The sequence below is a fragment of the Pseudomonas sp. FP2294 genome, from assembly GCF_030687625.1.
Lineage (GTDB): Bacteria > Pseudomonadota > Gammaproteobacteria > Pseudomonadales > Pseudomonadaceae > Aquipseudomonas > Aquipseudomonas shahriarae.
Window position 1 is genome coordinate 5,313,696 of the sequence record NZ_CP117441.1, and the last position, 24,236, is coordinate 5,337,931.

The window sequence follows — 24,236 nt, forward strand, 5'->3', positions numbered from 1 at the left end:
GACCTACTGAGGGCCTATAGCTCAGTTGGTTAGAGCAGGGGACTCATAATCCCTTGGTCGTAGGTTCGAGTCCTACTGGGCCCACCATCTCTAAAAGCCGCGCACTGCGCGGCTTTCGCGTTTCTGGCGGTCCCCCCAAGCACCACTGGCCATGAGCCTGTAACATGCTCCCCCATTGCCGCCCACGCCGGAGCCCATCTTGTCCGCCACCCGCCCTCCCGTTCTCGATGAAATCGACCGCCAACTAATCGCCGCCTTGCAGCTCAACGCCCGTGAAAGCGTGGCAATGCTCGCCCGGCAATTGGGGATTGCCCGCACCACGGTGACCTCGCGCCTGGCGCGTCTGGAAAAGACTCAGGTGATTACCGGTTATGGCGTGCGCCTTGGCCAGCGGGTGGTGGATGGGGGGCTGCAGGCTTATGTGGGGATCACGGTGCAACCGCGTTCCGGCAAGGAAGTGCTGCGCCGACTCAGTGCCATGGCTCAGGTCCAGCAGTTGTGTGCGGTCAGTGGTGAGTTTGACTATGTAGCCTGGCTGCGCACCGACTCGCCGGAGCAGCTGGATCAATTGCTGGACCAGATCGGCAGTGTCGATGGGGTAGAAAAGACCACCACCTCGATCATCCTCAGCAGCAAACTGGATCGCGGCCAGCCAATCTGACCGCCAGCTTCGTCACTTCGACTAAAAACAAATCAAACCGACGACACATTGCGTCTTATTAACGAGCGCTACGCTCCCTAGAATGGCTGCCATCTTTTCCTATACTTCACGGGTCGTGCCCCGCGGAGTTGCCAGCAAGGTCAGCCATGAACGCCACTCACAAGAACAATCGCCACCCTGCAGACGGTAAAAAACCTATCACCATCTTTGGTCCGGACTTCCCGTTCGCCTTCGATGACTGGATCGAACACCCGGCCGGGCTGGGCAGTATTCCTGCCGCCAACCACGGCGCCGAAGTGGCGATTGTCGGCGCGGGTATTGCCGGGCTGGTAGCCGCCTACGAGCTGATGAAGCTCGGTCTCAAGCCGGTGGTGTATGAAGCCTCGAAAATGGGCGGGCGCCTGCGCTCCCAGGCGTTTGAAGGAGCCGAAGGCATCATCGCCGAACTGGGCGGCATGCGTTTCCCGGTGTCGTCGACGGCGTTCTACCACTATGTAGATAAGCTGGGGCTGGAAACCAAGCCCTTCCCCAACCCGTTGACGCCTGCCTCCGGCAGTACCGTGATCGACCTGGAAGGCCAGACCCATTACGCACAGAAACTCGCCGACCTTCCTGCGCTGTTCCAGGAAGTGGCTGACGCCTGGGCCGACGCCCTGGAGGCCGGTTCGCAGTTCAGCGATATCCAGCAAGCCATTCGCGACCGCGATGTACCACGACTCAAAGAGCTGTGGAACACCCTGGTGCCGCTGTGGGATGACCGCACCTTCTACGACTTCGTCGCCACGTCCAAGGCGTTCGCCAAGCTGTCGTTCCATCACCGCGAGGTGTTCGGCCAGGTAGGTTTTGGCACCGGTGGCTGGGACTCGGACTTCCCCAACTCGATGCTGGAAATCTTCCGGGTGGTGATGACCAATTGCGACGACCACCAGCACCTGGTGGTCGGTGGCGTGGCGCAGGTGCCTATGGGGATCTGGCGCCACGTGCCGGAGCGTTGCGCCCATTGGCCAGCCGGTACCAGCCTCAGCTCCCTGCACCATGGCGCGCCCCGGGCTGGGGTCAAGCGCATTGCCCATGCTGCCGACGGGCGTTTCGCGGTCACCGACAATTACGGCGACACCCGGGAATACGCCGCCGTGCTGACCACCTGCCAGAGCTGGCTGCTGACCACTCAGATCGAATGCGACGAAAGCCTGTTCTCGCAAAAAATGTGGATGGCTCTGGATCGCACACGCTATATGCAGTCGTCGAAAACCTTTGTCATGGTCGATCGGCCTTTCTGGAAGGACAAAGACCCGGAAACCGGCCGCGACCTGATGAGCATGACCCTCACCGACCGCCTGACCCGTGGCACCTATCTGTTCGACAACGGCGACGATAAGCCGGGGGTTATCTGCCTGTCCTACTCGTGGATGAGCGACGCCCTGAAAATGCTGCCGCAGCCCATTGATAAACGGGTGAAGCTGGCCCTCGATGCGTTGAAAAAGATCTACCCGAAAGTCGACCTCAAGGCGCGGATCATCGGCGACCCGATCACCGTCTCCTGGGAGGCCGACCCGCACTTCCTCGGCGCGTTCAAGGGCGCGCTGCCGGGCCACTACCGCTATAACCAGCGCATGTACGCGCACTTCATGCAAAAGGATATGCCGGCCGAGCAGCGCGGGATTTTCATTGCCGGCGACGACGTATCCTGGACCCCAGCCTGGGTCGAAGGCGCAGTGCAGACCTCACTGAACGCGGTTTGGGGCATCATGACCCACTTCGGTGGCAGTACCCACCCGCAAAACCCGGGGCCTGGGGATGTATTCGATGAGATCGGCCCCATCGCCCTGGCCGAATAAGGAGTCAAGCCATGCGTGTCGCCCTGTACCAATGCCCGCCATTGCCGCTGGATGTGGCCGGCAATCTCAAGCGCCTGCATAGCGTCGCCCATGAAGCGTCCGATGCAGATGTGCTGGTGCTGCCGGAGATGTTCCTCACCGGCTACAACATCGGTGTTGAAGCAGTCGGCGCGCTGGCCGAAGCGCAAGATGGGCCATCGGCACAAACCATTGCCGAACTGGCACAGAACGCGGGCCTGGCAATTCTGTACGGCTACCCGGAGCGCGCCGAAGATGGGCAGATCTACAATGCCGTGCAACTGATCGACGCCAATGGCCAGCGCCTGTGCAACTACCGCAAGACGCACTTGTTCGGTGATCTCGATCACTCGATGTTCAGCGCCGGCGGCGACGAATTCCCTATCGTCGAGTTGAACGGCTGGAAGCTGGGATTCCTCATCTGCTACGACCTGGAGTTCCCGGAAAACACCCGGCGCCTGGCCCTGGCCGGCGCCGAGTTGATCCTGGTACCGACGGCCAACATGGTGCCCTTCGACTTCGTCGCGGATGTCACCGTGCGGGCACGGGCCTTTGAAAACCAGTGCTATGTGGCCTACGCCAACTATTGCGGGCATGAGGACCAGATCCAGTATTGCGGGCAAAGCAGCATCGCGGCGCCGAATGGCCAACGTGTCGCCCAGGCCGGCCTGGATGAAGCGCTGATCGTCGCCACCCTCGACCGCCAGGCGATGCGCGACGCGCAAGCGGCCAATCACTACTTGGCAGACCGGCGCCCCGAGCTATACGCAGCGCTGCACAAGCACTGACCGCCGCGCTTTGCGCTAGCATAGGCACTTCCTACGTTCTGGAAGTGCTCATGCCTGTGCCGGCCCACCCTCATTATTTACAACTGACCCTGGCCAATGGCCTGCGGGTTTCCCTGCGTCATGCCCCACGCCTCAAGCGCTGTGCAGCAGCCTTGCGGGTAGCGGCTGGCAGCCATGACGCGCCGCTGGCCTGGCCAGGGCTGGCACATTTTCTCGAGCACCTTTTGTTTCTCGGCACCGAGGCTTTTCCTGCACCCGACGGTTTGATGGCTTACGTGCAGCGCCACGGCGGGCAGGTCAACGCCAGTACTCGCGAGCGCACCACCGACTTCTTCTTTGAAGTGCCCACCCCGGTGTTTGGCGACGCGCTGCAGCGCCTGGGCGATATGCTCGCCCACCCACGCCTGGCCATGGACGAGCAACTGCGCGAGCGTGAGGTGTTACAGGCGGAGTTTGTCGCCTGGTCCCAGGATGCCGAGGCACAGCTTCAAGTCGCGATACTTGAAGGCCTGGCAACTGGGCATCCGCTGCGGGGGTTTCATGCGGGTAATCGCGACAGCCTGCCGGTGCCACAGGAGGATTTCCAACAAGGGTTGCGCGGGTTTTATCAAGACTTCTATCAAGCCGGGCAAATGACCTTGAGCCTTGCCGGCCCACAGTCGCTCGAGGAGCTGCAAGCCCTGGCCCAGTGCTTTGCCGACAGCCTGCCCTCAGGCCACCTACGCCCGCAGCAGGCGCCACCGGCATTGATGAACGGCGATCAACATCGCTATCAACACCTCGACAAACAGCATCTGCACCACCTCATCGCCTGTAATGCACCCCGTGAAGCCCTGGAGTTCCTCTGCACCTGGCTGAATGCCGAAGCGGCCGGTGGTTTGCTCGCCGAGCTAAAAAGCCGGGAGTGGGCCAGCGCGCTACATGCCAAGGTGCTGTACCAATTCGCCGGGCAGGCGCTGCTGGATATAGAATTCACCCTGGGGCCAAAGGGTTCACAGCAGGCCCCGGCCATCGAAGCGCTGTTAAACGACTGGCTGGGCTTTTTCGCTCATAGCGACTGGACGGCGCTGCGTGAAGAGTACGCCCTGCTGGTCGACCGCCAGCGACAAGTCCGGGGTGCCCTGGCTCTGGCGCGCCAGGACAGTGAACACCTCGAGGCGCAACTTTCCGAGCCCCACTGCCAAGCCCTCAAGGCCATGCTGAATACGCTGCAACCGACGCCCGCGCAACAGGCCTGGCAACTGCCGCCGAGCAATCCATTCCTGCAGCGGGCCCCCCAGGAACAACGTCCCGGACTGATTCGTGGCCAGACCAGCGCCCATCGCGGCTTGCGTACCTTTGCCCAGGACCGCTCCCGTGGCCGGCGCGAACTGCCAGGCCTGTCGTTCAGCCAAGCATTGCCTGCCGATAGCGACGAAGGCGCCCTGTACCTGCGCTGGCAACTGGATTCGCCCGCGCAGGGCTTGGGCAACAGCCTGCAAACACTGCGGACCAACGCCCGTCAGGCCGGCGTGGAATTATCCTTCGAAGCCGTAGGCAATGACTGGCTGCTGAAAATGAGCGGGCTGCATGAACCAATGCCGGCCATCGTCGAGCAACTGGCACGGGACCTGACCCGGCCCGCTGCCAACCTTTGGCACAACGCACTCGTCAGCCCGGCGCCGCAGATGGCCATTCGCGAACTGCTCAAGGTACTACCGACCTGTTTTGCCGACACCGCTAACGGCAACGCGCTACCTGACCGGTGGGCCACCGCTCGCTGGCAAGGCTTGGGCATTGGCCTGCCGGCTGCGTGCGAAATGGCGATCAAAAATGCGGCGGCACGCCTACCCGGACACTGCACCGACAGTGAACACAAAGCCCTGCCCATCAACGGCCAACATCGCTGGCAAACCGTCACAACCGATGGCGACGAAGCCGCCTTGCTGCTGTTTTGCCCGGCCCCCAGCCAATCCCTCGCAGACGAAGCCGACTGGCGGTTGCTCGCTCACCTGGCGCAGGTCCCGTTTTACCAACGCCTACGTGTCGAGTTGCAAGTGGGCTACGCAGTATTCAGTGGCATCCGACAGTTCAATGGGCAAACCGGCCTGCTGTTTGGCGTGCAGTCGCCCAATGTCGCGCTTGCGAGCCTGCTCGAACACATCCAGGCCTTCCTCACGCAACTGCCAGCCTTGATCAAGGGGAACGACGACCTGGGCAACACCTCCCTGGCCCAGCAGTTCTCGCCACAGACACTGCCCAACGCCCAAGCCGCCGAGTTGCTCTGGCAGGCGCATTTGGCGGGGCATGGCGCGGACTATCTTGAGCAACTGCAACAGTTGATCCAGGCCCGCAACCGTCAGAACCTCGTCGATGCGGCGCAGCAACTCAAGCAAGCCGCCGGCGGCTGGCAGTGCCTGGCCAATGGTGCGGCGGTGGGCGATTACTGGCAGCAATGAAGCCAATCGTTGCCGATGCTGCAACAGGCTTTTTCTGCCAAGACAGCGCTAGCTCGGCGAGAAATGGGTAATATTCCCACACACATCTGAACATCTCCGTCAGGAGGTGGACTATATGTATTACTTGGTAGTAAACGTCCCATCCCTTCGTAGGAGTATGAATATGACTTGGTCCAAACCTGCTTACACTGATCTGCGTATCGGTTTTGAAGTCACCATGTACTTCGCCAGCCGCTGATTGCTTTTGTATTGCAATGCAACGCCTCGGCTCGCCGGGGCGTTTTTATTTTGAGTCTTGTGTGAAGGAGCGGCGATGTTTGTCCAGATTCTAGGTTCAGCCGCCGGTGGTGGCTTCCCGCAGTGGAACTGTAACTGTGTGAACTGCGCCGGCTTTCGCGACGGCAGCCTGCGGGCCCAGGCGCGCACCCAATCGTCCATCGCCCTCTCCGATGACGGCGTGAACTGGGTGCTGTGCAACGCTTCGCCGGATATCCGCGCCCAATTGCAGGGCTTTGCACCGATGCAACCCGGCCGGGCACTGCGTGATACCGGGATCAGCGCAATCATCTTGATGGACAGCCAGATCGACCACACCACCGGCCTGCTCAGCTTGCGTGAAGGCTGCCCGCACCAGGTATGGTGTACCGACATGGTCCATGAAGACCTGAGCACCGGTTTCCCGCTGTTCACCATGCTGACCCACTGGAATGGCGGCCTGGATTGGCAGCGCATCGAGTTGGATGCCAGCTTCACCATTCCCGCCTGCCCCAACCTGCGCTTCACCCCACTGCCCCTGCGCAGTGCCGCACCGCCCTACTCGCCCCATCGGTTCGACCCGCACCCCGGTGACAATATCGGCCTGATCGTCGAAGACCTGCGCACCGGCGGCAAACTGTTCTATGCCCCGGGCCTGGGCAAAGTGGACGCGCCGCTACTGGAAATCATGGCCGGCAGCGACTGCCTGCTGGTGGACGGCACGATGTGGGATGACGATGAAATGCAGCGCCGTGGCGTCGGCACCCGCACCGGCCGCGAAATGGGCCACCTGGCCCAGAACGGCCCCGGCGGCATGCTAGAGGTCCTGGAGCAACTGCCCCAGCAGCGCAAGGTGCTTATCCACATCAACAACACCAACCCGATCCTCGACGAAGACTCGCCCGAGCGCGCCGAGTTGGCCCGGCGCAATGTAGAAGTAGCCTACGACGGCATGAGCATTGAACTGTAGGAGAGCCCCAATGACCGATACACCGCTGAACCCCGCCGAGTTTGAACAGGCCTTGCGGGCCAAGGGTGCCTTCTACCATATCCACCATCCCTACCACGTGGCGATGTATGAAGGCCGGGCCACCCGCGAGCAGATCCAGGGCTGGGTCGCCAACCGCTTCTACTACCAGGTGAATATCCCACTGAAGGACGCCGCGATCCTGGCCAACTGCCCGGACCGGGAAATCCGCCGCGAGTGGATCCAGCGTTTGCTCGACCATGACGGCGCCCCCGGCGAAGACGGCGGCATCGAAGCCTGGCTGCGCCTGGGCCAGGCAGTGGGCCTGGACCCGGATCAACTGCGCTCCCAGGAACTGGTGCTGCCCGGCGTGCGCTTTGCCGTGGATGCCTACGTCAATTTCGCCCGCCGGGCCAGTTGGCAGGAAGCCGCCAGCAGCTCGCTGACCGAGCTGTTCGCCCCGCAGATCCACCAATCGCGCCTCGATAGCTGGCCCCAGCATTACCCGTGGATCGACCCTGCCGGCTACGAATACTTCCGCACCCGCCTGGGCCAGGCCCGGCGCGATGTCGAACACGGGCTGGCGATCACGCTTACGCACTACACCACCCGCGCCGGCCAGGAGCGGATGCTGGAGATTCTCCAGTTCAAACTGGACATCCTTTGGAGCATGCTCGATGCCATGAGCATGGCCTACGAACTGAACCGCCCGCCCTATCACAGCGTGACCGCGCAGCGGGTCTGGCATAAAGGGATCACCCTATGAGTTTCGACCGCAGCAAAAAACCGACGTGGCGCCAGGGTTATCGCTACCAGTACGAGCCGGCGCAAAAGGGCCATGTGTTGCTGTACCCCGAAGGCATGATCAAGCTCAACGACAGTGCGGCGTTGATTGGTGGCTTGATCGACGGTGAGCGCAGTGTGGCGGCCATCATTGGCGAGCTGGAGCAGCAATTCCCCGGCGTGCCCGAACTCGGTGAAGACATCGAGCAATTCATGGAGGTCGCACGTGCAGAGCACTGGATCGAACTTGCCTGACAAGCCCGAGATTGGCCTGCCGCTCTGGTTGCTCGCCGAGCTGACCTATCGCTGCCCGCTGCAATGCCCGTATTGCTCCAACCCGCTGGACTTCGCCGAGCAGGGCAAGGAGTTGAGCACCGAACAATGGATCAAGGTGTTTCGCGAGGCCCGGGAAATGGGCGCGGCGCAATTGGGGTTTTCCGGAGGTGAGCCGCTGGTGCGCCAGGACCTCGCCGAGCTGATCAGTGAAGCCCGCAAGCTGGGGTTCTATACCAACCTGATCACCTCCGGCATCGGCCTGACCGAGCAGAAGATCAGCGACTTCAAAAAGGCCGGCCTGGACCATATCCAGATCAGCTTCCAGGCCAGCGACGAACAGGTGAACAACCTGCTGGCTGGCTCCAAAAAGGCCTTCGCGCAGAAGCTGGAAATGGCCCGGGCAGTGAAAGCCCATGGTTATCCGATGGTGCTGAACTTCGTCACTCATCGACACAATATCGACAAGATCGACCGCATCATCGAGCTGTGTATCGCCCTTGAGGCGGACTTTGTCGAGCTTGCCACCTGCCAGTTCTATGGCTGGGCCCAGCTCAACCGCGTCGGCCTGCTACCTACCCAGGAACAACTGACCCGCGCCGAGCGCATCACCAACGAATACCGCGCCAAGCTGGAAGCGCAAGGTCATCCGTGCAAGCTGATCTTTGTCACACCGGACTACTACGAAGAACGCCCGAAGGCCTGCATGAATGGCTGGGGCAGTATCTTTCTGACAGTAACGCCAGACGGCACCGCCCTACCTTGTCATGGCGCCCGACAGATGCCGGTACAGTTTCCCAATGTGCGCGACCACAGCATGCAGCACATCTGGTACGACTCGTTTGGCTTCAACCGTTTTCGCGGCTACGACTGGATGCCCGAGCCGTGCCGCTCGTGCGACGAGAAAGAAAAGGACTTCGGCGGCTGCCGCTGCCAGGCGTTCATGCTGACCGGTGACGCCAGCAACGCCGACCCGGTGTGCAGCAAGTCTGCCGATCACGACATCATCCTTAATGCCCGCCTCGAAGCCGAGCACGCCACGCAGACCATCGAGCAATTGGCTTTTCGCAATGAGCGAAACTCACGGCTGATCGCCAAAGGCTGACGGCTCAGCGCTTGGCGATGATGTACACCGCATGCACGATACCTGGGATGTAGCCGCACAGGGTCAACAGGAGATTCAGCCAGAATGCGCCGGCGAAGCCCACTTGCAGGAACACACCCAAGGGCGGCAACAGAATGGCGATGATGATACGAATGAAGTCCATGGGTCAGCTCCAAAAAATCGGCTCGTGTGAGCCGTACAGCTAATCGACCCTGGCCGCGCGTGAGGGTTCAGTGGAATCTGGCACCGGGCCATCCTCCTCAGGCGAGGATGTCCAACCCGTGCTTTTGCACAATGCTCAATAGCTTGAGCGCCATACCACTGGGTTGCTTCTCGCCGGATTCCCATTGCTTGACTGTCGAGGCGCTGGTGTTCAGGTAGCGGGCGAACACCGGCTGGCTGACATGGCTACGTTCGCGCAGCTGCTTGATCTGGGCGGCAGGTATCTGCGCCGGCACAGGCGCAATGCATAGCTCATCGAACTGCCGAAGGGTGGTCTTGCTGATGGCGCCAATCGAATGCAGCGCGCTGGCCGATTGGTGAATGGACTCCAGCGCTTCAGTTTCATATTTTTTGCGCATGATCTATCTCCACAAACTCCCTGAGATCCAGTAATTGCTGGATCTGTATTTCGTTTAAGCCTTCATAGGCCTTTGCCAATGCCCTAAACCCAGCCAATTCCTTGTGGCTGATATTGCTTTGACCTTGCTTGGCGAACAGAAACTGATAAACCCAGTAATGCCTGCCCTTTGCCAAAACGATGGAACGATGCCGGTTGTGATTGAGGCGTTTCTTCCAGACTCCACCACCCAAGTTATCCGCCTGGCCCCTGAGCATTTCGCCAAATGCCTCCCCCAATTCCGAATCGCAGGTCCAGGCTTTGCTGGCGGCATCAGCAAAATGCCGGCTTTTGAACAGTCTGAGCTTCATAGGCATCCCTTCCCCACAAACATACCACCCAGTGGTAGACATTAAAAATAGGGCACGCACAAAAATCTCAGCCCCCTACCGGCACTCCCTGCCGGCGCCCGCAAAAAAGCCATTTTTTTCGACGGATCTCAAGCCTCCTTTTCAATCCAAAAATGACACACAAAAAAACGCCCCCAGCCAAAAAAATCAGGCTGGAGGCGCCGCGTATAACGCGAGACGGTTCAGGAATAAGGGTTAAACAGCGATGCCCTTGCGGCATTGCAGTTGGGCGGTGTGCACGCGGGAAAACGCGCGGGCCAGACGCAGCAGCATTTCGTCAATATTGCTCTTGCTTAGCGTCAGCGCCGGGGTAAAGCGCAGGCAGTCGGGTTGTGGGGCATTGAGGATCAAGCCTTCATACAGTGCCGCCTTTACCACGGCATCTGCCGAATCATCCGACAAGGTCAGGCCCCACAACAGGCCCTGGCCTCGCAGTTCGCCCTGTCCATAGCGGTGAGCAACACGGGCCAGGCCTTCGCCCAGGTACTGCGCGGTATCACGTACGTGTTCGAGGAAGCCGTGCCCCAACACGCTATCGAGCACGGCGACGCCGGCCGCAGCCATCAGCGCATTGCCGTGGTGGGTGCCTTCGAGCTCACCCAGTTCAAAACAACAGGCTTTGCCACGGGCCAGCAAAGCCGCCAATGGCACTCCGCCCCCAAGGCCTTTACCCAGGGCGACGATATCGGCGCGCACACCGTAGCGCTGTTCCGCCAGCAAGGTGCCGCAACGCCCGATCCCGGTCTGCACTTCGTCGAGGATCAGCAGGATCCCCAGCTCCCGGCACAGCCGCTCCACCCCCTTGAGGTAATGCTCGGTGGCCGGAACGACGCCGGCGTCGCTCTGGATCGGCTCCAGCATGATCGCCACGGTTTGCGCATCAACGGCGGCATGCAAGGCCGGCAGATCGTTGAACGGTACGTGGCAGAAGCCCGGCAGTTGCGGCTCGAAACGATTGTCGCCAGCACCTGCCGAGGCCGCCAGTGTCGCCAGGCTGCGGCCGTGGCAAGCGTTGCTGGCGGTGATGATGCGATAGGCGCCGCCACGATGCAGTTGGCCCCACTTGCGCGCCAACTTGATGGCCGCTTCGCAGGCTTCTGCACCGCTGTTGAGCAGGTAGGCCTGGTCGCTACCGGTGCTGTGGCACAGGCGGTCCACCAGGTTCAGTTGGCTGCGGTTGTGCAGCCCGATGCCAGGGTTGATCAGCGCTTGCGCCTGGTCAGCCAGCGCACGCACCAGTACCGAGGGGCTATGGCCGAGACTGTTGGCTGCGCCGCCCTGGGTAAAGTCCAGGTAGGCACGGTCTTCGCTGTCCCACAGCCAGGAGCCCTGGCCGCGTACGAAAACCTGTGGCGGACGGGCCACAGTGGGCATCAGGGATTGGCTGGAAAGCTCATCGCGCAGCATCGGTTTTTTCGCGTCCAGTAACAGGTCATCCAGGCTCGGTGCCGGGCGGCGCAGGTTGAACAGATTCATACCTGCACACCCCGCAGGCTGTTGGCAACCCTCGATTGACGGAAGCCCGGCAAGTCGTTTTTTGCCTTGCCTATGTAAACACCATCGCTGTAAACGGTATTCATCGCGCTTTCTGGCCCTGTAAGCCTTGTGAATAGGCGCTAGACTAGGCGCCTTGGGGGCGTACAGCCATTTCGATTTTCCAGCTTTTTCGATAAGCGTTACTTATGGATTTCAAGCAACTGCGTTATTTCGTCGCGGTGTACGAAGAGGGCCATGTAGGCCGGGCTGCCGAGCGCCTGTCGATCTCCCAGCCGGCGCTGTCGCAGCAGATCCGCCAGTTGGAGCAGCACCTGGATGTGAGCCTGTTCGAACGCAGCAGCAAGCGCCTGTTGCCAACCCTGGCCGCCCACACCTTGTACAACCACGCCCTGCCGCTGCTCGATGGTATGCAGCAAGCCGTCGAGGCCCTGCGGCATTTCAAGGGCCAGGCGCTGCGCACCCTGGCCATCGGCGTGCTGCAAACCGTGCATACCAGCCTGGTGCCGCAGATGCTGGAGCGGGTACGCAAGGCCCAGCCGCACCTGGTGGTGCAGATCTACGAGCTGACGGGCCTTGAGATCGAACGCCGCCTGCTCAATGGCTCGCTGGACATTGGCATCAGCTACCTGCCGGCACGCCAGCCCGGTTTGCACGGTGTGCTGCTGTATGAAGATGAACTGAAAGTGGTCATCCCGGCCGACCATCCCTTGCGTGAATTCAAGAAGGTCTCCCTCAAGCAGGCGGCGGAGTTGCCCATGCTGTTGTTGGGCGAAGAGTTCCAGGTCAGGCAGATCTGGCAAGCGCAACTGGCGAACCTGGGGCGTCGACCACAGGTGCAAGCCGAGCTGAACACTATGGTGGGGATTCTCGACAGCCTGCCCCATACCAAACTGGCGACGGTACTGCCCGGCCGATCACAGGACGAACACACCAGCCAGGCGCTGCTATGGAAGCCCTTGAGTGAGCCACGGGTGCCGCTGAAGGTGGGGTTGGTGTGCCGGGATGTACAACGTCAGCAGGCAACGTTGGCATTGCTGCGCACCTTGCTCGAAGACGTGATGAATGGTCCACATGGGCCGACGGCCACGGTAGACGGGCTGGCCTGAACTTTTTCGCGGGCAATAAGAAAACCCCGCCGAAGCGGGGCTTTGCAGACTGTTTCCCTGACATCCATTTCACTCCGCCATCCTGGCAGAATCCTACGTGTCCCTGTTGTTGCTTTGCGCTTCCTGCGCGACGTCCATGTGAAGTAGATTAGCTGTGGATCCAATCTGGCGATAGAGGACGATTAGCAGCACGTCATGTAAGAGAATGCTTACACGCCCTCTTCGGCTTAGAACTGCGCTTCGTCCAGCAGGAACAGCGATTCACTGCCGGCCTTCACCGAAGCACTCAAAGAGTGGATACGCGGCAGCAGGCGGGCAAAGTAGAAGCGCGCCGTCCCCAGTTTGCTGGCGTAGAAGTCCTCCTCGGCCTCTTTGCCCAAGGCGGCCTTGGCCATCAGCGCCCACATGTAGGCGTAGGCCATGTAGCCAAAGGCGTGCAGATACTCCACCGAGGCCGCACCGATTTCATTCGGGTTGCTCTTGGCGCGGTCCAGGACCCAGGCAGTCAAGGTGTCGAGTTCGTCCACCGCAGCACTCAGCGGCTGAATGAACTCAGCCAGGTCACTGTTGGCAGTGGCGATGAAATGGCGGATCTCATCGGCAAACAGGCTGTAGAACGCCCCGCCGCTGCCAACGATCTTGCGCCCCATCAAGTCCAGCGCCTGGATGCCGTTGGTGCCTTCGTAGATCTGAGTGATGCGCACATCCCGCACCAACTGCTCCTGACCCCACTCGCGAATATAGCCATGACCGCCGAAAATCTGCTGGCCGTGCACGGTGGTTTCCAGGCCCAGGTCGGTGAGGAACGCCTTGGAAACCGGGGTCAGCAGCGCCACCAGGTCATCCGCGCGCTTGCGGGTCGCGGCGTCTTCGCTGAACTTGGCGGTGTCCAGTTGCATCGCCACGTAAGTGGAGAACGCCCGGCCGCCTTCGTTCGCGGCCTTCATGGTCAGCAACATGCGACGCACGTCAGGGTGGTTGATGATCGGGTCGGCGATCTTGTCCTTGGCCTTGGGGCCGGTCGGCGAGCGGCTTTGCAGGCGGTCACGCGCATATTCGACCGCGTTCTGGTAAGAGCGCTCGCCGGTCGCCAGGCCCTGGATACCGACACCCAGGCGCTCATAGTTCATCATGGTGAACATCGCCGCCAGGCCACGGTTCGGCTCGCCAACCAGGTAGCCAACGGCTTCGTCGAAGTTCATTACGCAGGTCGCGGAGGCCTGGATCCCCATCTTGTGCTCGATCGAGCCACAGGTCACCGGGTTGCGCGCGCCCAGGCTGCCATCGGCATTGACCATGAACTTGGGCACCAGGAACAACGAGATGCCCTTCGGCCCGGCCGGGGCGTCCGGCAGCTTGGCCAGCACCAGGTGGATGATGTTTTCGGTGAGGTCGTGTTCGCCACCGGTGATAAAGATCTTGGTGCCGCTGACCTTGTAGGAACCGTCCGCCTGCGGCTCGGCCTTGGTACGAATAATCCCCAGATCGGTACCGGCATGGGGCTCGGTCAGGCACATGGAACCGGCCCACACACCCGAGTACATATTCGGCAGATAAGTGGCTTTCAGTTCGTCACTGGCGTGGGTGTTGATCGACACGCAGGCGCCGGACGTCAGCATCGGGTACAGGCCAAACGCCAGGCCCGAGGAGTTGATCATCTCTTCGACCTGGGCCGAGACCGCCTTGGGCATGCCCATGCCGCCGTAGGCAGGATCGCCACCAACGCCCACCCAGCCGCCTTCGGCGTAGGTCTTGTAGGCCTCGGGGAACCCGGCCGGGGTGGTGACCACGCCGTTGTCCCAGCGGCAACCTTCCTCGTCGCCATTCCGGCTCAACGGGGCGATGGTCTTGGCGGTGACTTTACCGGCCTCCTCAAGGATCGCCTCGACGGTTTCAGCATCCACGGTCTCGGCCAGGGCCGGCAATTGCGCCCACAGCTTGGCAACCTCGAATACTTCGTTGAGGACGAAGCGCATATCGCGCAGCGGCGCTTTGTAGTCAGCCATGGCAAACCTCGTGAGAACGTTAAAAGTGATTCGGTAGGATCGGTTTCACAGACCCAGAGTGTAACCGAACAACTTTTGTGACACATAGGGTCTGCTTGTGACCAATTGGTATTTTACAGTCACGCCAACAGTTATAAGGCGAACAATTCGGCCGGCAAACTCATCAGGCAATCACTGCCCGCCTCCACCGCCGCACGATGGGCACTGGTGCGCGGCAACAGGCGCTTGAAATAAAACTCACAGGTCACCAGCTTGCCCCGGGCGTAATCCCCATCGCCACTGCCCGCGTCCAATTGCGCCTGGGCCACCAGGGCCATGCGCAACCACAGGTAGGCATGGATGATGTAACCGCTGTACATCAAATAATCCAGGGCGGCGGCGCCGACTTCATCAGGGTTTTTCATCGCGGCCATGCCGACCTTGGTGGTCAACTCGCCCCATTGCTGGTTCAGCTCGTTGAGCTGTGCAACCTGGGTCTTGAGTTGCGGGTGCTCGGCATGTGCCGCACAGAACTTATGCACAATTTTGGTAAAGCCGCGCAGCAACTTGCCCTGGCTGCCCAGCACCTTACGCCCCAGCAAATCCAGGGCCTGGATGCCGTTGGTGCCTTCATAGATCGGCGCGATGCGACAATCGCGCACCAACTGTTCCATGCCCCACTCGCGGATAAAACCGTGGCCGCCGAACACCTGCATGCCGTGGTTGGTCACTTCCAGGCCGGTCTCGGTCATAAAGGCTTTGCAGATCGGCGTGAGGAACGCCAGCAAATCCTCGGCTTCCTGGCGTTGCTGCGGGTCGTCGCTCAGGTGTGCGGTGTCCAGCAGTTGCGCGGTGAAGTACGTCAGGGCGCGGTTGCCTTCGTTGAAGGCTTTCATGGTCAGCAACATGCGCCGCACATCGGGATGCACGATGATCGGGTCCGCCGGTTTGTCCGGGGCCTTGGCGCCGGTCAGGGCGCGCATCTGCAGGCGGTCGTTGGCGTAATTGATCGCGCCCTGGAAGCTCGCTTCACCCAGGCACAGCCCCTGCATGCCGGTGCCCAGGCGCGCGTGGTTCATCATGGTGAACATGCAATTGAGGCCTTTATTGGCCTCGCCGATCAGATAGCCCTCGGCACCATCGAAATTTAGCACGCAGGTGGCCGAAGCCTTGATCCCCATCTTGTGCTCGATGGAGCCGCAACTGACGCCATTGCGCGCCCCGCTATCGGCGAGGAACTTGGGCACGATAAACAGCGAAATACCCTTGGTGCCAGCAGGCGCATCCGGCAACTTGGCCAACACCAGGTGGATGATGTTTTCACTCATGTCGTGCTCGCCGGCCGAGATGAAGATCTTGCTGCCGGTCACCGCGTAGCTGCCATTGGCCTGGGGCACGGCGCGGGTCTTGATGATGCCAAGGTCAGTGCCGCAGTGGGCTTCGGTCAGGCACATGGTGCCCGTCCACTGGCCGGCGGTGAGCTTGGTCAGGTAGGTGTCTTTCTGCTCTTGAGTGCCATGGGCGTGGATCGCCGACATGGCGCCGTGGGTCAGGCCGGGGTACATGCCCCAGGAGGTGTTGCTGGAGCCGATCATCTCGCTGAGCACCAAGCCCAGGGAAGACGGCAAGCCCTGCCCGCCGTAGGCCGGATCCGCCGCCAGGCCGTGCCAGCCGCCTTCGACGTATTGCGCGAACGCTTCCTTGAAACCTTTGGGTGTGGTCACCACGCCATTGTCGAAATGGCAGCCCTCTTCGTCCCCCGGACGGTTCAACGGCGCCAGCACGTTCTCGCAGAACCTCGCGCCTTCTTCGAGGATCGCGCTGACCATGTCCGGGCTAGCCTCGGTGGCGCCCAGGGCAGCGTAGTGAGCGGGGAAATCAAACACGTGATCAATCAGAAAGCGCATATCGCGCAGGGGAGCTTTATAGGCAGGCATGGTGATGTCTCCGGCGGCAGATGACTCAAACCTACTGCCGCCAGGAGCCCCGGACAATCACTGTACAGACGCTGAATACACCACCATCACTCAACCGGCAGCGCCCTGCATGCGCACCGCGCCACGGCGGTTCTGGCCGGCCGCCACCACACAGTTGCGCCCGGCGCCCTTGGCGTTGTACAGCGCCTGGTCGGCGGACTTGAGCACTTCTTCGGGGGTGCGCTGCTCGGCCTGGCGCTCGGCGACGCCGATGCTCACGGTCACCGACACACTATTCGCCCCCGTGCCCGAACGGCGCTGGCGCCCCTGGTGATCGTCCTGGGGCCGGCTGTCGGGGTTACGCAACTTGATGTGGTAGTTGGCAATGATCTCGCGAATTTCTTCCAGGTGCGGCAGGCATTCATCCAGGGTCTTGCCGGCAAACACCACGGCAAACTCTTCGCCGCCATACCGATAGGCCCGGCCGCCGCCGCTGACTTTCGACAGTTTGCTGGCGACCAGCCGCAGCACCTGGTCACCGACGTCGTGGCCATGGGTGTCGTTGAATCGCTTGAAGTGGTCGACGTCGCTCATCGCCAGCACATAGTTGCGCCCCAGGCGCTGCATACGCTCGTTGAGGGCGCGGCGTCCGGGCAGGCCGGTGAGTTCATCGCGAAAGGCCATCTGATAGGCCTCGTGGGACACACCTGCAGCAATCATCAACATCACCTGGCTGCACATGATGTTCAGGGTGAACGGCAGGATAAAGGTCTGCGGCAACATCCAGAACATCCCCAGCAACCCCACCAGCTGTGCCGCATGCAACGGCCGCGGTTCGCGCCAGTACTGGGCCGCCAGTGCGACAAAGCCCAGCAGGAACATCGGGTACGACAGTTGGATCAAGCTCATCCACGCGCCATGCAATGCCGGCCAGCGAATTTCCGCCAGCCAGTTGAGCAACGGCCCTGGGTAACTCTGCTCCAGGCCCAGGGCCACGCTGCCTACGGCGAGCAGCACCGCGCAGCGTGCGACAAAGTCGCGGAACAGGTGGGTTTTCTCCTGCCACAGGGCATAAATGCTGAACAGCATCGGCAACAGCAGGCAGACCAGATGGAACACCACGGCGGCGTCTTCGCGCACACGGCCATGGTCGCGGTAGAAATCGGTCTGGGTGTCCAGCAAGAAGTAGGCGACATACACCGTCACCATCAAGAACAGCTCACGCTGGCGACGGTACACCGTGCAATAGGCCCCCCCGAGCAACAGCACCAAGGTCGGCAGGACATTGAACAAGGAGGTGAAGAAGACGTTGAGGTCCTTGACGTAAGCAGCCGACAACCCCGCCAGCAATAACAGCAACGACGGTAGGAAATGACTGAAACGTACAGCAGACGCGCGCGACAAGGGTAAAGCTCCGACCCATAAAAAAGATGGCACAGTGCCTTCACTGAACACAGTTAAGCACACTCAATGTGACCTGTATCACATTGCCACCACTGTAACGGCAGCCAGGCGCAATCCCTGAGCGCGCTACTCAGGTTTTTTCATGCGCCCACAAAAAAGCCGCCGCTCCCGAAAGAGCGGCGGCTTGGCAGGGAACCCGCCGGGGCTTAGTAGCCCAGGTCGAAGTTCTCTTCTTTCATGTCCATCAGGTTGTTGGCGCCCGACAGCATGGTGGCTACGTGGGTGCGGGTACGCGGCAGGATGCGCTGGAAGTAGAAGCGTGCAGTCTGCAGCTTGGCGGTGTAGAAGCCTTCTTCGCTGGTGCCGGCAGCCAGTTTTTCAGCAGCCAGGCGCGCCATCTCGGCCCAGAAGTACGCCAGGCAGGCATAACCGGAGTACATCAGGTAGTCCACGGACGCGGCACCGACTTCTTCACGGTCCTTCATGGCAGCCATGCCGACCTTCATGGTCAACTCGCCCCATTCCTTGTTCAGGGCAGCCAACGGTGCGACAAACTCGCTGACCGCTGCGTTGCCTTCGTTGGCCTGGCAGAACTTGTGCACGATCTTGGTGAAGCCCTTGAGCGCTTCGCCCTGGGTCATCAGCACTTTACGGCCGAGCAGGTCCAGGGCCTGGATGCCCGTGGTGCCTTCGTACAGCATCGAAATGCGGCTGTCGCGAACGTTCTGCTCCATGCCCCACTCGGCGATGAAACCGTGGCCGCCGTAGATCTGCACGCCGTGGTTGGCGGACTCGAAACCGACTTCGGTCATGAACGCCTTGGCGATCGGGGTCATGAACGCCAGCAAGCCATCTGCCTGTTTCTTGGCTTCGTCGTCGGTGCCGTATTTGACGATATCCACTTGCTTGGCGGTGAAGTACACCATCGCACGGTTGCCTTCGGCGAAGGCTTTCATGGTCAGCAGCATGCGGCGCACATCAGGGTGCACGATGATCGGGTCAGCGGCCTTGTCCGGCGCTTTCGGGCCAGTCAGGGAACGCATCTGCAGACGGTCACGCGCATATTTCAGGCCACCCTGGAAACCGATCTCGGCGTGGGCCAGGCCTTGCAGTGCGGTACCCAGACGAGCGGTGTTCATAAAGGTGAACATGCAGTTCAGGCCTTTGTTCGCCGGGCCGATCAGGTAGCCGGTGGCCGCGTCGAAGTTCATTACGCAGGTGGCGTTGCCATGGATGCCCATCTTGTGTTCCAGGGAACCACAGGACACCGCGTTGCGCTCACCCACCGAACCATCGGCGTTGGGCAGGAACTTAGGCACGATAAACAGCGAAATGCCTTTGGTGCCAGCCGGAGCATCCGGCAGGCGGGCCAGTACGATGTGGACGATGTTATCGGCCATGTCGTGTTCACCGGCCGAGATGAAGATCTTGGTCCCGGAGACTTTGTAGGAACCGTCGGCCTGAGGCTCGGCCTTGGTGCGCAGCATGCCCAGGTCGGTGCCGCAGTGCGGTTCGGTCAGGCACATGGTGCCGGTCCACTCGCCCGAGACCAGTTTGGTCAGGTAGGCATCCTGCTGCTCGGGGGTACCGTGCTCGGAAATGGTGTTCATCGCGCCATGGGACAGGCCTGGGTACATGCCCCACGACCAGTTGGCTTCACCGACCATCTCGCTGACGGCCAGGCCCAGGGATTCCGGCAGGCCTTGGCCGCCGTGCGCGACGTCGTGGGCCAGGCTCGGCCAGCCGCCTTCGACGAATTGCTTGTAGGCTTCTTTGAAACCAGTAGGGGTTTTAACGCCTGACTCGCTCCAGGTGCACCCTTCGATGTCACCGACGCGGTTCAACGGGGCCAGCACTTGCTCACAAAACTTGGCGCCTTCTTCGAGAATGGCGTCAACCATGTCTGGGGTAGCGTCCTGGCAAGCCGGCAGACTCTGATAGTGCGCTTCGTAGCCGAGCAGTTCGTCACGAACGAAGCGAATATCACGCAAGGGGGCCTTGTAGTCAGGCATAGCGATAAACCTCTGCTGATGAATCCTGGAATGAACAACCGCGTGGATTTGTTGTAGCGGTCAAACAGTTGTTTGAAACATACGTTTACGCCCAATCCTTGTCAAGCGCCCAGCGGATGCCGTTTGTCATGACGCAGGTCAACGCCAGGCGCGACGAGGCCTGCAGCGTGATGCCGCACAGCGTTTCAACAATGGGAAGATGGGAGAATCAGGCGTTTGTGGCGAACGGGCTTGCCCGCGTCGGGTTGCGCAGCGCCCCAGAAAGGCACTGGCGGTGTATCAGATGAATTGCATTGCTGGTGTGGGGCTGCTGCGCAGCCCGACGCGGGCAAGCCCGCTCGCCACAGGAAAAGCACCCGCCATATGGCGAGAGGGGATCAAGCGTAGGTGTCGATCAACGTGCCGAGCATTTCGTCGGAAGCCTTGGCGACTTTCGCGCCCAACTCCACCTGAAACTTGCCTTCGGCCAGTTCCACCATATTGCTCGCCGAGTCGGTCGGCTGGCCGCGATTGACCGCCTGCAAGCGATCATTCTGGGCATCCGAAGGCTGGCCGGTGGCGGCACTGGCGATTTTGCCGGCGGCCTGGTCGACGCGGTTCTGCCCGGCCTGAATAGTGCTCAGGCCTGAATAAAACGCACTGTTTCCAGAGATTTCCATGGCGAACCTGCCTTGCAATAAATCGTGAACCCTTATTGAAGCAGACAATCTGGCAAAAGGCCCGTCAATAACACTAATGGCATAATGCCTTATCGCTAGGAAAAACTAATCAAGCAAGTCCAGTTGCAGGTACCCGGCCACTGCTTCGGCCGTGGGCTGCTTGAGCCTTGGCACTCGGCCCAGGCAGGGCGCCGGCAGGCGTTCGGCCAAGGTGGCGAGGTTTTCTTCCAGACGGGAGGTCTTCGGGTCGATGATATTGGCCACCCACCCCGCCAGCGGTAAACCGTCCCGGGCGATGGCTTCGGCGCTCAACAATGCATGATTGATGCAGCCCAGACGCACGCCCACCACCAGGATCACCGGCAGCCCCAAGGCCTTGGCCAGGTCGGACAGGTTGTGCTGATCGGCCAGTGGCACGCGCCAGCCGCCTGCGCCTTCGATCAAGGTGAAGTCCGCGTGTTTATCGAGGATGTGCCGCATTGGTTTGAGCAGCGCTTGCACGGTCAACGCCACACCAGCTTCACGGGCCGCCAGGTGCGGCGCGATGGCGGGCTCGAAGGCCAGTGGATTGACCTCGGCATAAGCCAGCGGCAACGAGCACTCGGCCAGCAAGGCCAGGGCATCGGCGTTGCGCAAGCCACGGGAGGTCACTTCGCAGCCCGAGGCCACCGGCTTGCCGGCAGCCGTGCTCTTGCCCGCTTGCCGTGCGGCATGCAGCAGGCCTGCGGCGACGGTGGTCTTGCCGACATCGGTGTCCGTGCCGGTGATGAAATAGGCGGCGCTCATAATGGTTTCTCCAATACGGCGTACACGACTTGATAGGTTGCCGGCAGCCCCTGGGTCTGGCGAAACTGCTCGTAGGCCTGCACCAGTGCAACAACCCGTGCCCGGCCCGTCAAGCCACCGGGGCGCCCCGGGTTCAGATTGTGCGCGCCCAATGCTTTCAATTCGTGGGTCAGGCTGCGCACATCCGGGTAATGCAACACATGGGCACGTTGCTCCAGGCTGACCACACGCAAGCCACTGTCCGCACACAGCTGTTGATAAGTACTGAACGGGCGGAAGCGATTGACGTGCACCATCCCATCCGCCGCCCGCCAGCTTTCGCGCAGTTCGTCCAGGGTGCCGACGCACAGGCTGGCAAACGCCAGCACACCGCCAGGCTGCAGCACGCGCCGGGCTTCACTGAGCACCGCGGCAAAATCGGCACACCACTGCACTGCCAGGCTGGAGAAGATCAACTCGCAGCTTGCATCCTGTAACGGCAAGCGCTCGGCATCCCCGGCAATAAAGTACTCAGCACCGCCCAATGGCCGGGCGTGATTAAGCATGCCTTCGGCGATATCCAGCGCCAGGCCCTGGCCCTCGGGGAATACACTGTTTAATGCGCGGCTGAAATACCCGGTGCCGCACCCCAGGTCCAGCCAGCGCTGGGGAAGCAAGGCTGACGGCAGACGGGACAGCAGTTCGCCGCCCACATCACGCTGCAACGCGGCCACGCTGTCATAACTGGCCGCCGCCCTGGAAAACGACGCCGCGACCTGGCGCTTGTCGGGCAAGGCGCCCGGCAGTGGAGGATGGGACAAATCAGTCATCACCGCACTCATGCAAAAAAGCCTGGATCGCCCCCGCCACTCCGTGGGGGTTGTCCAGTAGGAAAGCGTGGCCGGCCTGTTCAATCAGACCGACTTCGACATCTGGCAGCAACTTCAACAACTCAATAGCCGCCTCACAGGGCACCAACTCATCCAGGCCGGCAAACAGATGCAACTGCGGGCCACGAAAGGCCTGCAAGGCCTCGCGAGTATCCAGTTGTGCGAGCAGTTCAAGGCCGCTCATCAGCACACTGGAGGGGGTAGCCGGCGCGCTGCTGACCAGCAAGCGCGCAATGCCCCGTGGGTCTTGCGTGCCCTTGGCGCACAGCAGGCCGAAACGTTTGAGGGTGACTTGCGTGTCGGCATGGCAACCGGCCAGGAACCCATCGAAAGTCTGCGCCGGCATCGCGCTGGGCCAGCCCTCATGCGCCACAAAACATGGATTGCTGGCCAAGGTCAGCAGGCCGCAGCAGCGCTCGCCACGCCGTGCCGCCAACTCAGAGGCGAGCATCCCGCCCAACGACCAGCCGCCCAGCCAGGCGTTATCGGGCAAGGTGGCGTCAAGTTCGTCGAGCCATTCGTCGAGGTCGCTGCCCGCCAGCGCCGGCAACGGTTCGATAGCTACTCGCAGGTGCTCGTCCAAACCGCGCAAGGCGGCGGCCAAAGGCTCCAGCGGCGAGACACCCAGGCCCCAGCCGGGGAGCAATATCAGTCGATCACGCATGGTCGGACTCCCGGCCTGACAAACGCAAACACGTGTCCAATGCGTCTAACAATAGTCGTACCTGCGCCTCGCTGTGGGCGGCGGTCAAGGTCACGCGCAAGCGCGCGCTGCCGGCCGGCACCGTGGGCGGGCGGATGGCCGTGACCATGATCCCGCGTTCGCGCAGCATCTGAGACAGGCGCATCGCCCGGGCACTGTCGCCAATCATGATTGGCTGGATCGGCGTGAAGCTGTCCATCAGCTCCAGGCCGATCTGCTCGGCGCCCTGGCGGAACTGACGGATCAGCGTGCACAGATGCTCGCGTCGCCAGTGCTCGCTGCGCAGCAGCTCCAGACTTTTCAGGGTCGCACAGGCCAGCGCCGGCGGTTGGCTGGTGGTGTAGATGTATGGGCGGGCGAACTGGATCAGGCTTTCGATCAGTTCCTCACTGCCAGCCACAAACGCCCCGGCGGTGCCGAAGGCCTTGCCCAGGGTGCCGACCAACACCGGCACATCCTCCTGGCTCAGGCCGAAATGCTCGACAATCCCGCCCCCCGTGGCGCCCAACGGGCCGAAGCCATGGGCGTCATCCACCATCAGCCAGGCGCCCTTGGCCCGGGTTTCGCGGGCCAGCGCCGGTAGGTCCGCCAGGTCGCCGTCCATGCTGAACACACCGTCGGTGACCACCAGGGTATTGCCGCTGGCTTTTTCCAGGCGCTTGGCCAGGCTGAGCGCATCGTTGTGCAGATAGCGATTGAATCGTGCGCCGGAGAGCAAACCCGCATCCAGCAGGGACGCGTGGTTGAGGCGGTCTTCGAGCACCGTATCGCCCTGCCCCACCAATGCGGTGACGGTGCCGAGGTTGGCCATATATCCGGTGGTGAACAACAAGGCACGCGGGCGCCCGGTGAACTCGGCCAGGGCCTCCTCCAACTCATGATGCGGGGTGCTATGACCGACCACCAGGTGCGAAGCCCCGCCGCCGACGCCCCAGCGGGAAGCCCCGGCCTGCCAGGCTTCGATGACTTGCGGATGATTGGCCAGGCCCAGGTAGTCGTTATTGCAAAAGGCCAATAGCGGCTTGCCGTCTACCACCACCTGCGGCCCCTGGGGGCTCTGCAGCAGCGGGCGCTGGCGATAGAGATGGTCTGTACGGCGGGCAGCGAGGCGCGCGGCGAGATCGAAAGACATGCTGGCCTCGGTAGATCAGGTTGGACTCGACCCACTGTAGGAGCTGGCTTGCCTGCTCCCACATTTGGATTG

At 61.5% G+C, this 24,236-nt stretch carries 23 protein-coding genes and 1 tRNA gene; 11 read left to right on the top strand and 13 right to left on the bottom strand.

The window, feature by feature from the left end; translation table 11 throughout:
* Window positions 1–10: 10 nt before the first annotated feature.
* The 10 genes from PSH73_RS23975 (at window position 11) to pqqE (ending at window position 9,126) form a co-directional block, all read left to right on the top strand.
* Window positions 11–87: transfer RNA gene (locus tag PSH73_RS23975), tRNA-Ile, on the top strand.
* Window positions 88–199: 112 nt separating this feature from the next.
* On the top strand, window positions 200–661 hold the full coding sequence (locus tag PSH73_RS23980) for an Lrp/AsnC family transcriptional regulator (RefSeq protein WP_057440306.1): 462 nt from the start codon (window positions 200–202) through the stop codon (window positions 659–661).
* A gap of 146 nt (window positions 662–807) precedes the next feature.
* Entirely contained in the window at window positions 808–2,499 is a 1,692-nt protein-coding gene (locus tag PSH73_RS23985) for an NAD(P)/FAD-dependent oxidoreductase (RefSeq protein ID WP_057960801.1), read from the top strand.
* Window positions 2,500–2,510: 11 nt separating this feature from the next.
* Window positions 2,511–3,305, top strand: coding sequence for a carbon-nitrogen hydrolase family protein (locus PSH73_RS23990; RefSeq protein WP_057440304.1), 795 nt, complete (start codon window positions 2,511–2,513; stop codon window positions 3,303–3,305).
* A 50-nt stretch (window positions 3,306–3,355) separates the two neighbouring features.
* Entirely contained in the window at window positions 3,356–5,743 is a 2,388-nt protein-coding gene (pqqF, locus tag PSH73_RS23995) for a pyrroloquinoline quinone biosynthesis protein PqqF (RefSeq protein ID WP_198800071.1), read from the top strand.
* A gap of 163 nt (window positions 5,744–5,906) precedes the next feature.
* Entirely contained in the window at window positions 5,907–5,981 is a 75-nt protein-coding gene (pqqA, locus tag PSH73_RS24000) for a pyrroloquinoline quinone precursor peptide PqqA (RefSeq protein WP_003194766.1), read from the top strand.
* Between the two features lie 75 nt (window positions 5,982–6,056).
* Window positions 6,057–6,968 carry a pyrroloquinoline quinone biosynthesis protein PqqB gene (gene pqqB / locus PSH73_RS24005; RefSeq protein WP_057440302.1) on the top strand — a complete coding sequence of 304 codons (912 nt, stop codon included), beginning with the start codon at window positions 6,057–6,059 and terminating at the stop codon, window positions 6,966–6,968.
* A gap of 10 nt (window positions 6,969–6,978) precedes the next feature.
* Window positions 6,979–7,731, top strand: a complete 753-nt coding sequence (gene pqqC, locus PSH73_RS24010) for a pyrroloquinoline-quinone synthase PqqC (RefSeq protein ID WP_057960803.1) — start codon at window positions 6,979–6,981, stop codon at window positions 7,729–7,731.
* Entirely contained in the window at window positions 7,728–8,003 is a 276-nt protein-coding gene (gene pqqD / locus PSH73_RS24015; protein WP_032858571.1) for a pyrroloquinoline quinone biosynthesis peptide chaperone PqqD, read from the top strand. Before pqqC ends, pqqD begins: the two co-directional genes overlap by 4 nt.
* A complete protein-coding gene (gene pqqE, locus PSH73_RS24020; RefSeq protein ID WP_128593322.1) occupies window positions 7,996–9,126 on the top strand; it encodes a pyrroloquinoline quinone biosynthesis protein PqqE in 1,131 nt (376 codons plus the stop codon). The genes pqqD and pqqE overlap by 8 nt, the downstream gene beginning before the upstream one ends.
* Window positions 9,127–9,130: 4 nt before the next feature.
* Here pqqE and PSH73_RS24025 read toward each other — a convergent pair whose 3' ends face one another.
* The 4 genes from PSH73_RS24025 to PSH73_RS24040 form a co-directional block, all read right to left on the bottom strand.
* Entirely contained in the window at window positions 9,131–9,289 is a 159-nt protein-coding gene (locus PSH73_RS24025; RefSeq protein WP_081044318.1) for a YqaE/Pmp3 family membrane protein, read from the bottom strand.
* Window positions 9,290–9,386: 97 nt separating this feature from the next.
* Window positions 9,387–9,707, bottom strand: a complete 321-nt coding sequence (locus PSH73_RS24030) for a DNA-binding transcriptional regulator (protein WP_057440299.1) — start codon at window positions 9,705–9,707, stop codon at window positions 9,387–9,389.
* Complete coding sequence (locus tag PSH73_RS24035; protein ID WP_057440298.1) at window positions 9,691–10,056, bottom strand: type II toxin-antitoxin system RelE/ParE family toxin; 366 nt, start codon at window positions 10,054–10,056, stop codon at window positions 9,691–9,693. The genes PSH73_RS24030 and PSH73_RS24035 overlap by 17 nt, the downstream gene beginning before the upstream one ends.
* Before the next feature lie 234 nt (window positions 10,057–10,290).
* The gene (locus PSH73_RS24040; protein ID WP_057440297.1) at window positions 10,291–11,571 is read right to left on the bottom strand and encodes an aspartate aminotransferase family protein; all 1,281 of its coding nucleotides are present in this window, start codon (window positions 11,569–11,571) and stop codon (window positions 10,291–10,293) included.
* A gap of 206 nt (window positions 11,572–11,777) precedes the next feature.
* Between PSH73_RS24040 and PSH73_RS24045 the strand changes: the two genes are divergently transcribed.
* On the top strand, window positions 11,778–12,698 hold the full coding sequence (locus tag PSH73_RS24045) for a LysR family transcriptional regulator (protein ID WP_120734245.1): 921 nt from the start codon (window positions 11,778–11,780) through the stop codon (window positions 12,696–12,698).
* 227 nt (window positions 12,699–12,925) lie between these two features.
* On the opposite strand, the gene PSH73_RS24050 is transcribed toward PSH73_RS24045, so the two are convergent.
* From PSH73_RS24050 to bioF, 9 genes are all read right to left on the bottom strand, one after another.
* Entirely contained in the window at window positions 12,926–14,704 is a 1,779-nt protein-coding gene (locus PSH73_RS24050; RefSeq protein WP_120734246.1) for an acyl-CoA dehydrogenase C-terminal domain-containing protein, read from the bottom strand.
* Window positions 14,705–14,835: 131 nt separating this feature from the next.
* Entirely contained in the window at window positions 14,836–16,620 is a 1,785-nt protein-coding gene (locus PSH73_RS24055; protein WP_200660751.1) for an acyl-CoA dehydrogenase C-terminal domain-containing protein, read from the bottom strand.
* Between the two features lie 90 nt (window positions 16,621–16,710).
* Window positions 16,711–18,003: a diguanylate cyclase gene (locus PSH73_RS24060; protein ID WP_057960809.1), complete on the bottom strand. Its 1,293-nt coding sequence runs from the start codon at window positions 18,001–18,003 to the stop codon at window positions 16,711–16,713.
* Window positions 18,004–18,209: 206 nt separating this feature from the next.
* On the bottom strand, window positions 18,210–20,015 hold the full coding sequence (locus PSH73_RS24065) for a phenylacyl-CoA dehydrogenase (RefSeq protein WP_057440295.1): 1,806 nt from the start codon (window positions 20,013–20,015) through the stop codon (window positions 18,210–18,212).
* A gap of 377 nt (window positions 20,016–20,392) precedes the next feature.
* A complete protein-coding gene (locus tag PSH73_RS24070; protein ID WP_198800067.1) occupies window positions 20,393–20,674 on the bottom strand; it encodes a pyrroloquinoline quinone biosynthesis protein PqqE in 282 nt (93 codons plus the stop codon).
* Window positions 20,675–20,779: 105 nt separating this feature from the next.
* Window positions 20,780–21,460 carry a dethiobiotin synthase gene (bioD, locus tag PSH73_RS24075; RefSeq protein ID WP_057440293.1) on the bottom strand — a complete coding sequence of 227 codons (681 nt, stop codon included), beginning with the start codon at window positions 21,458–21,460 and terminating at the stop codon, window positions 20,780–20,782.
* Window positions 21,457–22,269, bottom strand: coding sequence for a malonyl-ACP O-methyltransferase BioC (gene bioC, locus PSH73_RS24080; RefSeq protein WP_128593321.1), 813 nt, complete (start codon window positions 22,267–22,269; stop codon window positions 21,457–21,459). The genes bioD and bioC overlap by 4 nt, the downstream gene beginning before the upstream one ends.
* On the bottom strand, window positions 22,262–22,993 hold the full coding sequence (locus PSH73_RS24085) for an alpha/beta fold hydrolase (protein ID WP_200660753.1): 732 nt from the start codon (window positions 22,991–22,993) through the stop codon (window positions 22,262–22,264). Before PSH73_RS24085 ends, bioC begins: the two co-directional genes overlap by 8 nt.
* Entirely contained in the window at window positions 22,986–24,164 is a 1,179-nt protein-coding gene (bioF, locus tag PSH73_RS24090) for an 8-amino-7-oxononanoate synthase (protein ID WP_169990393.1), read from the bottom strand. The genes PSH73_RS24085 and bioF overlap by 8 nt, the downstream gene beginning before the upstream one ends.
* Between the last annotated feature and the right edge of the window lie 72 nt (window positions 24,165–24,236).